Source organism: Robbsia andropogonis (genome assembly GCF_034047095.1).
In the GTDB taxonomy this organism is placed as follows: Bacteria; Pseudomonadota; Gammaproteobacteria; order Burkholderiales; family Burkholderiaceae; genus Robbsia; species Robbsia andropogonis.
In genome coordinates, this window is the sequence record NZ_CP139170.1 from 891,795 (window position 1) to 904,741 (window position 12,947).

The following is a 12,947-nucleotide window of genomic DNA, read 5'->3' on the forward strand; positions in this document are numbered from 1 at the left end:
CTGGTACTGGTTTGTTCCAGCCGGATCAGGTCGATCCGCGCTTGCGTGCGGTCGTGCGTCGGGCCATCGCGACGCAGCCGACGACGGCCGCGCTGACGAACAACATCGACGGCTTGATCGTTTCGCCGAGTACCACGCCGGCAAGGAGCAGTCCAACGAAGGGCTGTAGCAACTGCAATTGCCCCACCGCCGCGACCCCACCCATCGACAACCCGCGATACCAAAAGAAAAATCCTATCAGCATGCTGAACAGCGAGACGTAGGCGAGGCCGAGCCAGGCGCCGACGGGGACCGACGATACCCAGTGCAAGAAGGTTGGCGGGGCGCTGGATGTCCGGTGCGCGTGCAGTCCCGGCAGACCGATGGTGTCGAACAGCGGTCCCGATGACCATGGGCGATCGAACCAGCCGGCCATCAGCATGAACGGCAGCGCCAGCACCAAGGCCCAGCAGATGACCTGCCAGCCGCCTAGATCCCGTGCCAGGCGCGCGCCTTCCGCGTACGCGTAGCCACAGACGATGATGGCGAGCAGCATCATCATCTGCCCCAACAACACCGCGGCGCTCGCGGGCGATGCCCGAGGCGAGGCTGGCGCATGCCCGATCATTTGATGGAGCGCGTAGCCAACGATGATCGCCGCGCCGAACACGGAATAGATCCAGAACCACCGCGAGGGTCGTTCCGACGTCCTCAGCACGCCGAACAAGGCGGTGCTCAGCGGCAGCAGTCCGATAAATACCAGTGCTTGCGCCGAGGTGATAGATTGCAGCGCGATGCCGGTGAACAACGGAAAACCAACCACCGCGCCAAGCGCGACCGCCGCCAGCGCCGTCCATTGCGCCACGGTGGGGCGCCGGCTACGCGTCAGCCACAAGGCGGCCAACGCAAGCACACCGGCCAATGAGGCGCGCGAAAACGTGAGAAACGTCGGGGAAAAACCTGCCAAGGCGACACGGGTCGCGGGCAACGAGCCCGAGAATATCAACATGCCAAGCAGGCCGTTCAGCCATCCGCCGATCGCGTCGGGCGTCGTTTGGACGCGGATATCGACATCCCTGTTGCGTGCGGAGAATGACGCGCCGGGCGCGCGCGCGCCATACGTAGTCGCCGGTGCGTCGGACGACAAGGGTCCGATGGGGGCGGCGGAAGCGGAGGAGGAATGGGACATGTCGGTGCAATGCCTTGGTTCGAATCTACATGAGTGCCTAGCGTGCGCCGATCGCGTTGCGTTGCCCAGACACACACCGGTACAATTGGAGAAAACTGTACCGGTCCTTGTTGCAGTACGGTACTGCGGAGCGCCCCGGTGCGTAGGTTGCGCGGGTCGCGGGAATCTCGAATGACGGATCGATTGACCAAACTGGCTGGAACGGCGGGCGCGCCCCCGGACATCCTGGCCCAACGACGTAGCGAACCGAGCGCGGGTGTCACCACGCGCATCGACGAGGTGATCGCATGGGTTCGCTCACGGGTGGATGCGCGCCTGCTGTCACGGGGTGAGCGATTACCATCGCTGCGGCAGATGGCGCACCTGTTGCAGGTGTCGAAAGCGACTGTCGTGACGGCCTATGATCGGATGCTGGCACAGGACCTGATCGAATCCCGGCCTGGCTCCGGTTTCTATGTGCTGGGCCATGCCCCGGTGCGGGCATTGCACACGGAAACACCGGAGCTGGTGCGCGAAATCGATCCGCTATGGGTAACCCGGCAGTCGCTGGAAGCCGCGGAGGGCTCGTTGAAGCCGGGCTGCGGCTGGATGCCCGCGTCCTGGATGCCGGACGAGGCGATCCGGCGCGGCTTGCGCGCCTTGTCCCGTGGACGTACACAGACCTTGAGTGAATACGGTGTGCCGCTCGGCTTACCGGCGTTGCGGCAACAACTGAGTCAGCGTCTCGCGAAAAACGGTGTGCCTGCGGCGCCGGAGCAGATCGTGCTGACGGATTCAGGGTCACACGCCCTGGATTTGCTTTGCCGCTACCTTGTGGTTCCCGGCGATACGGTGCTCGTCGACGACCCCTGTTATTTCAATTTCCAGGCGCTGTTGCGCGTGCATCGGGTCAGGGTGCTGGGCGTGCCGGTGACGCCGGATGGCCCGGACCTGGAGGTCTTCACGCGAATTGCCACCCAGGAGCGGCCGCGCTTATACCTGACGAATTCGGCGGTGCAGAATCCCACGGGTGCGATCCTGACACCGGTGCGCGCGCATCAGGTGCTCAACGCGGCCCATGCGCAAGGCGTCACCATTGTCGAGGATGATAGCTTCGCGGACTTCGAGCACCGTCCCGCGCCGCGTTATGCCGCTTTCGATGCACTGCAACGGGTGATCGTGCTGGGCAGCTTTTCCAAGACGCTGTCGGGTGCGGCGCGATGTGGCTATATCGTACTCAGGCCGGACCTGGTGGACGCGTTGGTCGACTTGAAACTGGCCACCACCTTTGGTAACGGCGGCGTATCGGCCGCACTGGTCGCGCAGCTATTGCAGGATGGCACCTACCGACGGCATTTGGACAGCCTGCGTGGCAGACTCGCCGATGCCATCGGCGAGACACTGCGTCGGCTCGAACGGGCCGGACTGACGCCATGGCTACGTCCGGAAGCCGGCATGTTCGTCTGGGCGCGACTGCCCGACGGATTGGACGCGGCGGCGGTAGCGCGACGGGCGCTGGATCGTGACATCGTGTTGGCGCCGGGTGATGTCTTCAGCGTTGGCCGGAGAGCGCCGGATTACCTCCGCTTCAATGTCTCGCAATCGTTACATCCGGCGGTCTTCGACGGACTTCGTGCCGCCATCGACGACACCCGCCGGGCGTCGGCGCGAGGCGCCTGACGCTGTGTGAGGGGCCTTGATCAGGCAGGATGGGTAAATGACGGCGATGCACGTGGCGGGCGCGTCCTGGTTGATTCGTCCACGCGCGAAGGCATTCTTGATGCGTACCCATGGGTTTGCCCTGCCGCGGGCGCGCGGGGCCGCGCACGTTATTTCCGGTTGGTCTACGATGCGAACGTGATGGCTGACACGCGCGATGTGAGCCGTCTCTTCATACTTTGATTGATGTTACCGCTGAAAGGAACCGACCATGACGCATGCCGAGCAAGCCGACGATGTCCATTTTTACCATCCCGGCGAAGGACATCGCCTGGCGCATGATCCGTTCAAGGCGATCGTGGCCCCACGGGTGATCGGCTGGATTTCGACGCAGGACAAGGCCGGCAACGTCAATTTGGCGCCTTACAGTTTCTTCGGCGCCTTCGCGAGCTTCCCGCATGTCATCGGTTTTTCAAGTGAGGGGCGTAAGGACAGCCTGCGCAATATCGAGGAGACGGGGGAGTTTGTCTGGAACTTGACCAGCGCGGAACTGGCGGAGCAGATGAACCAGAGCGCGGCGCCGGTGGCGCATGGTGTCGATGAATTCGATCTCGCCGGGCTTGCGAAGGGTGCGGGGAGGAACGTCCAGGTGCCCCATGTGGCCGATGCCCCGGCATCACTCGAATGCAAGTTGCTGCAGATCGTGCGGCTCAAGGGATTGGACGGCAAGGACCTGAATAATTGGTTGGTACTGGGCCAGGTTGTCGGCGTGCATATCCGCAAGGCCTTCTTGAAGGATGGCCTGTTCGATACCGTTGCGGCCAATCCCGTCATGCGCGCCGGCTATCGCGGCGACTATCTGGGCATTGGCGACACGTTCGAGATGATTCGCCCATCGGCCTGACCGGCGCGCGATGCGACAGGCCGATTGGGCACTGTCAAGTTAGCGAGAACATCGGTAAGCCAGTCAGATGAAATCCTAGTTCATCTATCGCGGCCACCGTTTCCCGCCTGCCATCATCATGCAAAAGCACCGCGATACCTCGGCAGCCCAGCGATTCTTTAAAAGGATATTGCGCAATCACCCGGCACCGAGGGTCATCGTCATCGATCAGCTCCGCAGTTACCCTGCGGCGTTTGCTAAGACGAAGCACGTATTGGTATGCGCTGCCGCATGGATGGATTAGCTTGCATCAAGACCAAAGAGAACATATTCACTAATTTTTAATTGTTAAGCGAACGAATTCATTTAAAAATCATTACGGTCTGGCCGTATGCTGCATGCAGCGCAATAATTTCCTGCCTCAAGAAAAATAAGAAACAATTACTCCTCGATCGAAGCTAACCGTCGTGCGCTCGCCATTACCTTTGAAACGATATTGAACTGTCTGGTAGTGGCCGGTAATATTACTTGTTAATCTCACCGAGTTAATCGAACGGGCTAGTCATTTTGGCTATTTTGGACTATCCATTTGGTGTGCGTCACCGATGCGATCACGCGTTTCGAATGATGTTTGTTCGACAAGCTTTTTCATAACAGAGAGACGCGTGCCCATGGCTCCAACGACCGCCGTGCCGAGACTTGTGCGGCAGTTCAAGAATGCCTGTTCTCCATATACTCGCGGCGTACGTCGAGTCTGAGCTCAGGAGCCGGTAGACGGCGCTACCCGCTGTTCTACTAAGCCAAGCCGGCTTTTAATGAAAGCGATGACTAACCGCGCGTAACCGCGCTGTGAAACGAACTCAAAAATCATGGATGTCTACGAGCAGATCCAGTCCGGTAACCCGCTGGGGGTACAGAACAACCGGCCGCTGAAGCTCGATACCCCGGCGGGAAAGGATGTATTGATGCCATTGCGCGCGGTAGGGCACTCACGCATCGGTCGCGGTTACGCCTTCACGGTCGACATGGTGTCAACGTCGCGCAAGCTCGAACTCAAGCAGTTGATCGCACAGCCCGTCACGCTTTGGATGCGCCAGAACGACAAGACGTACAAGCCGCATCATGGTTACGTGCATACAGTGCGTCGCCTTGGCATGGACGGTGGGCTCGTCCATACGCAGCTGGAATTTGCGTCCTGGCTTCACTTCCTGCGCTTTCGTAAGGATGCCAGGATCTGGCAAGGTAAGACGGTCATCGACATACTGACTGACGTGTTTAATGCGCATCCTCAGGCACGGGGCAGATTCAAGTTCAAGCTGTTCGGGGAACTGCGCGATCCCTTGCCGCAACGCTCGTTCTGCATGCAGTACGAGGACGACTGGAACTTCGTGCACCGGCTCCTGGAGTCGGAGGGATTGTGGTTCTACTTCGAGCAGTCGCCGGATGGGCAGTCCCACACGATGATCATCACGGACTACAACTACTACTGCGACGAACTGCAGCCCGGTCAGATCGATTTCTCCCGTGCACAGATGGACGCCGAGGTGGAAGGATTTTCGCATTGGTCGGGAACCCGCAGACTGCAGAGCACGCGCTATACCGGTGTCACCGGCGACTACAAGTCCCCGGGCTCAAGCAACGCGCGCAGCAAGGATACCCTACCTAACCAGGGCGATTTGCCGCAGCAGACCGAAGTCTACGAATACACCGGCAAATATACGTGGCCCGACTATAAGCTTGGCGACCATCTGGCTACCTTGCGGATGGAGGAGATGGAGTCACGGGCCAAGCGGTTTCATGGCGCGGGCAGTATCCGCCGGATGGACGCGGGCCGATATTTCGAGTTGCGAAATCATCCGGACCATCAGAATGATGGGCAGCAGGAACGTGAGTTTCTCGCCATCGACGTGCGGTGGTTTATCGCAAATAACTTGTCGACGGGCAACACCCGACCATTGCCCGGGAGCCTGGAGACCGAAGTAGCCGATGCACGTGCAGACTACCTCGGTGACCAACTGGGGGCTGAGAAGACCGGGAGCGCAAAACTGAGTGCGTCCGCGAGCGGTGGGAGTGCTGGCTTCTTCTTGACGCTGGTTGAAGCGCAGCGCATGAGTGTGCCGTACCGCAGTCCGTTCGAGCACAGGAAGCCGCAGATGCGGATTCAGACGGCGACCGTGACGGGACCTGCGGGCTCGGAGGTCTACACGGATTCGCTGAACCGCATCAAGGGCAAATTCGAGTGGGACCGGCTGAATAGCGGAGACGAAAATGCCTCGTGTTGGCTACGGGTGGCGATGTCGGATACGGGTGGCAGTTACGGCGGTGTGCACGTGCCCCGCGTGGGCGAAGAAATCTTGGTGGATTGGGTCGACGGGGATTGTGACAGGCCGATTGTGACGGGGCGCGTATACAACGGTTCGAAGACGCCAAATTGGCATTCGAACGGACTGCTGTCGGGTTATCGGTCAAAGGAGCACAGCGGGGATGGCTATAACCAATTGGTGATGGACGATGCCACCGGCCAGAGTCGCACGCAGCTTTATTCGAGTACGGCAGATACAGGGCTGCACCTAGGATATCAAGTCGCGCACGAAGGTAACACGCGGGGGCAGTACCTGGGCAGTGGCTTTGATTTGAAGTCGCGGGCTTATGGTGCCATTAGGGCCACGCAAGGGCTGTTTGTGTCGACTTACGCTACTTCGGGAATACAGCCGTATGACACAACGCAAGTGCGTACGCAATTGACAAGCGTTAAAACACTTGTCGAGCGTATGTCGAGCGCGAGTAGTGCCAATCAGGCCGAGTCGTTGGACGGCGCTAAAAGCGCTGCTGGGAGCTTGGTTGATGCGACACAGCACACGGATTCTGGTGCAATCGGCGGTGGTGGTGGCAGTACCGCGGGAGGCGGCACGGGCGATGCAGCCGGTTTCTCGCGTCCTGTGATTGTAATCGGCAGCCCGGAGAGCGTTGCGGTGTCATCGCAACAAACAGCGCAGCTTTCGGGCAGTACGCACGTCAATATCGTCAGCGGTGAAAATACACACGTTGTGGCCGGCCAGTCTCTGCTAGCAAGTGTTGCGGAGAAAATCAGCATTTTCGTCCAGAATGCCGGCATGAAATTGTTTGCCGCGAAAGGTCCGGTGCAGATTCAGGCGCAAAGCGACGCAATGACGTTGAAGTCTGCGCAAGATCTAACGATCACCAGCACGGAAGGAAAGATCGTCATATCTGCGAGTAAAGAGATCTGGATCGGGGCTGGTGGGTCCTACATCAAGCTTGGCGAAAATATGATCGAGCATGGCACTCCTGGTGACCTGACGTTCAAATCACAGGCTTTTAATAAGGTCGGCCCAGCCATGATGCGCGTCAACGATACGTTGAAGAGTACCGCGCCAGGATGTTCGTGGAAATCAGCGAGTGCTAGCGCGGATAGTGCCTCAGCGCTCACGCTGGATTAATCAGTGCGATGTCGAATAAATTTCAAGACAACATGCGTGTGAGAGACCAACGTCAGTGTCCGATCCAGAAAATCTAAAGAAGCAAATTCGAGCGACAATCCAAAAGCAACTGGCGCGGATGGAAGACGCACGCCTTTTAATCGTCGTCGACCCCGCAGCGTCGCCGCTTGAGTCATTGGATGCGGAGCCGTCGTTTCGCGGTTTGCCATCCAGTCCAATCTTGGTGCAGCACGACTTGTTTCCGTCGTCAGACTGTCCGTACTTGATTGAATTGGATATTGAGATTCCGGAAGTAAGGACGTTGCTCGAACGTAGCATTAACACTGTCTTGTCCGATCGTACGGCAGATCGGATGGCGCGCGGCGCCGGGCAGCGTATCGGAGGTTGGATCGTTACTCAAGAGACACCAGAAGCACTGGCGGCGTATTGGGGCAATTTAATTTTGCAGCGCGACGAACGAGAACGAGCAACATTGCTTCGTTTCTACGATAACCGCGCCTTAGCATTGCTTTGGCCGATGTTAACGATGCGACAACGGCAAGGGTTATTAGGTCCCGTGACAACCTGGCTGTCCCTGGATGCCGTGGGCGACTTGACGACATACGAAGTGTCCGAGCCGTCCATGGCCGGGATGAGTATTGCCGCGGCGCAATGGCCTGCGATCCGTCGGCATGGGCTTGTGAATAAAGCACTGGCACGATTTGCATTTCACGGTGGCACATTGCAGCCCGTGAGCGTCGATACGGCAATCGCAGCAGCAGAGAGAGCGGACGTATTGGAGTTAGAGGACTCTGCCGATGCGACGCTCTTTGTCAGTCACGCATTGATCTGGCATCCGCGATTTTACGAGCATCCTGCGGTGGAGAGGGCCTTGGGTGAAGTGGGCCCGGAAACATTCTACGCAGAAGCGATTTCCGTGCTCAGTGATACCGAGATAGAGGATATCAAGGGCGGCAGATGGCTGGAGGCGCAGAGGCGCAATACAGTCGAGGAACCCGACGGGCAACAACGTGTGATTGGCAGCGTAAAGACATGATTACGCGTGGGCGATATGAAGGTATGAACCATGGATAAAACAATAGGTGGCGTTGTATCTTGCGTGAATTGCCAAAAGGCGGGCCTTGCTATCTTACCGGTGCGATATGCGGTGGTGCCCACCACAATGCCCGGGATACTTCCCGCCGGAATGACGGGGCCCGGCGTTCTCGACGTCCCCTTGACGATGCATCGTTATAGCCTTCGCACGCTTCGAGAAGGGTGGGTGTACGTATTCTACGAACAAGGCGCGCGTGGGAAGCATTATTGGGAAGCGTATCAGGTCACGGCGGATGGCTTGCTGTGGAAGTTGAACCCGCCGCCGCATCCTACCGAGCCGAAGATCGATATGGCGTGCGCCGCACATTCCGTTGCGGTGCCTATGGCGTTGCTTGTGATTGAGCGGCCGGAAAAAGCCACCAAAGTGTATTTGGCGTTCTCTGAGCACGCCTGGGTTGACAATACGTTTAAACAATACGCATCGAATGCGAAAATTCGCAGCGAGCGTATGCAGATGATCAAGCCTTCTAGCTGGATCACTTCCTCCGATGGGAGCTTTGGTGGCGGCAAGGGTGAGCATGGGCATGCTGTGGCTGCGACGACTGCTGGTATCGAGACCGTTGTTGAATATCATCCTGGTATAGACCCGAAAAAACTGCAGCCGAGCGCGCCTGTTTTTAATGCGGATGCGGACGGGGTAGTCAAAGATTCGAATGTTTGGCGACAAGCGTCGACCCGTTACCCGCTTCATATGCGTCAAGCGTCGACGGTGTCGGTTAGCGCCGAGACGCTGAAGTTGATGGAGCACATCGGTCATCGGCCCTCGGGTAAGCCGTATACGCCGATGCTTTTGGGGTTGTGGGATGGTATTGGTATTACGCATGAACTGAACGGGTTTAGCAATGATCCGGCGGGCGTGCTGATGCAGTACACGAGTTCGCAGGATATGCGCGTGGATGCGGTGCAGTTGATCGGCGCATCTGAGGCGGCGGTGCGCAGTGGGGCGGCCCAGTCAAAGAGCCGGTGGCGGAAGACCTGGATGACAATGGCGTTGGCGGGCGGTGGCGTTGACGATCCCATGGCACTCTCGCGCCCCGGCGCGCAGGAAATGATTAATGACGCGGGCAAGCTTACGCCGGCGGAGGTCAAGGAAGCAGGTGATAGCGCATGGAAAGACTACGTTTCTTACTTGAAAGATAAGGCATGGCCCAATAAATTTAAAAATGGTTTGGACACAGCGAGCAGCGAGTGTACGCACATACAGTCGCAGCGAACGGTCGACGTCGGATCTTGGATTGGTTCCGACGTTTTTTTGCACGCCTTACATGACTACGATCAGGCAAATATTGCTGACGGACTAGCATTTGTTCGAGTAATCGACACGGCATTCTCGGGGCTTTCTGGAACAGCGGTCGGGCAAGCTATCATCGAGAAATACGTTAAAAACTTCGATGCAACGGATGATAAAAGTTACTTCTGGCGCGCTTTCGCATATAACCAGGCAGAGACGCGTCAAGAGGTAAAGCAGTTGGTTGTGGTGGCCGCTAATGATCCGCAGGCGTGGGTTGCAGACCACCAAGCGACGCTTTATTTGTACATGGGGTATATAAAGTCGTTCAGCAAGCTTTACGAAAAGATGGAGGAAGTCGCAAAGCATGAGACAGCGATCTCCGGCACAGAGAAAGCTGTGAAGGCGATAGGTGCCGAACGCCTGATGCTCTGGGCGGGACGAAATTTAGTCAAATTCCTCGGTCCCATCTCCAATACGGTCGGGGGCGTGGCGATCAAAGGAGCCCTGCTTGTCCGGGCCGGTATCGCTTTAGAAGATGCGAAAAAACTCATTGCCGAAGTAGCTACTTGGGAAGCGAGCATTGCCGGAAAACTTGCGGAATACGAGCAAGTGACCTGCTCCCCGCGATTGGTACGCGAATAATGTAGAGTCCGTTCCAAAGGGAGCGGAGAGATGAAGAAGCGATTCACGGAAGAGCAGATCATCGGCATATTGAAGGAAGCCGAGGCGGGTCTGAAGGCAGCTGAGCTGTGCCGTAAGCACGGAATTTCCGAGGCGACCTACTACAATTGGAAGGCGAAGTTCGGCGGGATGACGGTTTCAGAGGCGCAGCGGCTGAAGGAATTGGAATCCGAGAATGTCCGGCTGAAGCGATTGCTGGCTGAGTCGATGCTCGACAACGCCGCCTTGAAGGACCTCGTGCGCCAAAAGTAGCAAGCCCGCAGGCCAAGCGCGAAGCGGTTCAGAAGTTGATGACCGAACGCGCTATGGGCATCACCCGTGCCTGCGGGCTGGTTGGTATCTCCCGGTCTTTTTTTCTTTATAAGTCGACTCGCGAGAGCGATGTGGCTTTGAACGAACGCATGACCGCTATCGCGGCCGTGAAGCGCCGCTATGGCTATCGCCGTATTCACGTGCTTCTGCGACGGGAAGGCTGGATTGCGAACCATAAGAAGATATGGCGGCTGTACAGCCTCGCTGGCCTGAGCGTTCGCCGACGCAAGCGCAAACGAATTGCGGCTGTCGAGCGAGTCCAAAAGCCCGTGCCCAGCGGCCCTAACCAGAGCTGGTCGATGGATTTTGTATCGGATGGCCTAGCGTATGGACGGCGCTTGCGAAGCTTGAACGTGGTCGACGATTACACGCGAGAATGTTTGGCGATTGAAGTTGATACGTCGTTGCCGGGCTTGCGGGTACGGCAGGTTATGGAGAGGCTTTGCGAGATGCGTGGCTTGCCGTTATCTATCACTGTGGATAACGTACTAAATGCAATAGGCTCAGACAGAAAAGTTACAGCATCCCCTGGCGGCGAGATTTCGCTCGTCGCACATTTAAAAGAGCGCGTCCTGCAACATTCCTAGCGGTCTTCCGCTCTGTAACGGGCTCGCCCAGCTCACCATAGTAGAAACAAGATTCGAGATGCCCGCACCTCGATCTTCACGTTACTTAAAACAGCATAAGGGCCCAGCGGAAGGTCCAATCATTATCTACGAGGTCACTTGCTGCTGTGCCTCAACGGCCCTGCAGAGAGGGATCGATCCGCTGGGTAAGCTTTGTTCAAAGAACCGCTGATACGGACGGTTCGTTTTAATCATTCCGTGTGCGACTCGCGCCATCTTCGCGCAAACAGCAGTGAGGGCTTTGCGCTTTAAGTCGGCGTTGCCAGGATCGGACTTGATATATCGATCGTATTTATCTTTAAATGAATTCTCACGTAGGCGAACTGCGACAGTGCCTGCCATCCAAAATGCCAAGCGCAGTCTCGCGTTTCCACGTTTGGACAACTGCTCACGACCTCGTGCCGTTCCAGACTGATGCTTGGCCAGATCAAGGCCACAATATTTCAGGAATTGCCGATAATGGCGGAATCGGCGCAAATCACCCGCTTCCGCGAGAATGGTAAGTGCGATGATCGGACCAATACCTGGCAACGTTCGCAAACGTTCGTAGTCGGCATTGTTCAATAATGCCGCTTCGGCACGCTCCTCCAAACTCGTACGCGCTTCGTTGAAGTGCTGAAGTTGCCGAAGTGACAGTCGAAATGTTTCTACGGCTAGGCTGTCTGGGTGATGCGGCAGCGCAGCTGACTGTTGTGACATGTCCCAGATTTCACCTAGTTTTTGGGTCTTCTCGACCTTGCGACCGACAAGGTCCCACGCCGCTTTTACAAACTCTTCTCGCGTCAGCCGTTGCACATGAGCCGGCGTCGGAAATTCCAGCATGAATCGTATCCACCACTCACTGCGGCTGCTGCTCCAGTACTTGTACATCTCCGGAAAGTACAGAGGGACGTGGTGATTGATGATTGAATGCTGAACGCGTGTTCGCAACCTCGATATCTGGAAGTAAGTCTTGGACAGCTCTTGCAGATCATGGTTGCCAGCGATCATCGGGTCAACGTATTGCTGCACGATGCCGTGTTTCAGCATATCCAGAATCACTGAGGCGTCTTTGGGATCATTTTTATCCCATGAGTTGAATTTGGCCTCGCGGTAGCGAGCCTGTGCGACCGAAGACACACTGACAAGATCGACACCGGCCATCAAAAGTCGATGAGCTATTGGGCGGTGGTAATCGCCGGTCGGCTCCAGTGCACCTTTACACCGACCTCCAAGGCTTTGAATGAATTGGATAAGCCGGTCAAAATCCTGAGCGGAGTTTGCCATCTTGAAGCGATGCTTCATACCGGTCGCGGTTTCGATCAACACAGCGTTCCATTGCTTTGCAACATCGATTGCAAGGAAATGCACGTCAGTCGTAGTATTGGAAGTGTCAGCCATCACGGTGTCCTCCTGTGGTCCTCGAGAAACCTAAGGATGCCAGTCACTGGGATTGGCTGACCACCATTCTGCATTTACTACGGGCCCGAATTCGCAGGCAAAGTGCTTGATGCCTGGGCTTATGAGGCTGGGGTTACGCTGTCGTTCATTCGACCAGGAAAGCCCGTCGAGAACGCGTATATCGAGAGCTTCAACGGCAAGTTTCGAGACGAATGTCTGAATGAGCATTGGTTCACGTCGATGCGTCATGCCAGGGAAATCATCGAAGCCTGGCGCATCGAGTACAACACCGAGCGGCCACATAGTTCGCTTGGTTATCTAACGCCTGAACAGTTCGCCACCGCGTACTGTCAGAAAGGGTTTTTAACGACGGACTCTACAGCCGTTGGAGACTAATGCCGGGGGCAGGTCACAAGCAGCCTTGGCAAAAGGGGTTGCTGCGCTAGAGGCAAGGACAACCGCACTCGAGCAGCTA

At 57.2% G+C, this 12,947-nt stretch carries 8 protein-coding genes and 3 pseudogenes; 9 read left to right on the forward strand and 2 right to left on the reverse strand.

What is annotated here, in order from left to right; translation table 11 throughout:
* Positions 1-25 precede the first annotated feature (25 nt).
* Entirely contained in the window at positions 26-988 is a 963-nt protein-coding gene (locus tag SJQ66_RS17415; RefSeq protein ID WP_253463319.1) for a DMT family transporter, read from the reverse strand.
* A 351-nt stretch (positions 989-1,339) separates the two neighbouring features.
* Here SJQ66_RS17415 and SJQ66_RS17420 point away from each other — a divergent pair, with 351 nt between their 5' ends.
* From SJQ66_RS17420 to SJQ66_RS17455, 8 genes and pseudogenes are all read left to right on the forward strand, one after another.
* Positions 1,340-2,827, forward strand: coding sequence for an aminotransferase-like domain-containing protein (locus SJQ66_RS17420; protein WP_320535105.1), 1,488 nt, complete (start codon positions 1,340-1,342; stop codon positions 2,825-2,827).
* A 250-nt stretch (positions 2,828-3,077) separates the two neighbouring features.
* Positions 3,078-3,710: a flavin reductase family protein gene (locus SJQ66_RS17425; RefSeq protein ID WP_320535106.1), complete on the forward strand. Its 633-nt coding sequence runs from the start codon at positions 3,078-3,080 to the stop codon at positions 3,708-3,710.
* 112 nt (positions 3,711-3,822) lie between these two features.
* A pseudogene (locus SJQ66_RS17430) lies at positions 3,823-3,981 on the forward strand (DDE-type integrase/transposase/recombinase); the annotation flags it as partial.
* A gap of 577 nt (positions 3,982-4,558) precedes the next feature.
* The gene (locus tag SJQ66_RS17435; RefSeq protein ID WP_320535107.1) at positions 4,559-7,147 is read left to right on the forward strand and encodes a type VI secretion system Vgr family protein; all 2,589 of its coding nucleotides are present in this window, start codon (positions 4,559-4,561) and stop codon (positions 7,145-7,147) included.
* 118 nt (positions 7,148-7,265) lie between these two features.
* The gene (locus SJQ66_RS17440; protein ID WP_320535108.1) at positions 7,266-8,183 is read left to right on the forward strand and encodes a DUF4123 domain-containing protein; all 918 of its coding nucleotides are present in this window, start codon (positions 7,266-7,268) and stop codon (positions 8,181-8,183) included.
* A 30-nt stretch (positions 8,184-8,213) separates the two neighbouring features.
* Positions 8,214-10,115, forward strand: a complete 1,902-nt coding sequence (locus SJQ66_RS17445) for a T6SS effector BTH_I2691 family protein (RefSeq protein ID WP_320535109.1) — start codon at positions 8,214-8,216, stop codon at positions 10,113-10,115.
* A 30-nt stretch (positions 10,116-10,145) separates the two neighbouring features.
* A pseudogene (locus SJQ66_RS17450) lies at positions 10,146-10,435 on the forward strand (transposase); the annotation flags it as partial.
* 9 nt (positions 10,436-10,444) lie between these two features.
* Positions 10,445-11,053, forward strand: a complete 609-nt coding sequence (locus SJQ66_RS17455; protein WP_320535110.1) for a DDE-type integrase/transposase/recombinase — start codon at positions 10,445-10,447, stop codon at positions 11,051-11,053.
* A gap of 126 nt (positions 11,054-11,179) precedes the next feature.
* On the opposite strand, the gene SJQ66_RS17460 is transcribed toward SJQ66_RS17455, so the two are convergent.
* On the reverse strand, positions 11,180-12,472 hold the full coding sequence (locus tag SJQ66_RS17460; RefSeq protein WP_046154612.1) for an IS110 family RNA-guided transposase: 1,293 nt from the start codon (positions 12,470-12,472) through the stop codon (positions 11,180-11,182).
* Between the two features lie 81 nt (positions 12,473-12,553).
* Here SJQ66_RS17460 and SJQ66_RS17465 point away from each other — a divergent pair.
* A pseudogene (locus SJQ66_RS17465) lies at positions 12,554-12,868 on the forward strand (integrase core domain-containing protein); the annotation flags it as partial.
* Positions 12,869-12,947: the final 79 nt, after the last annotated feature.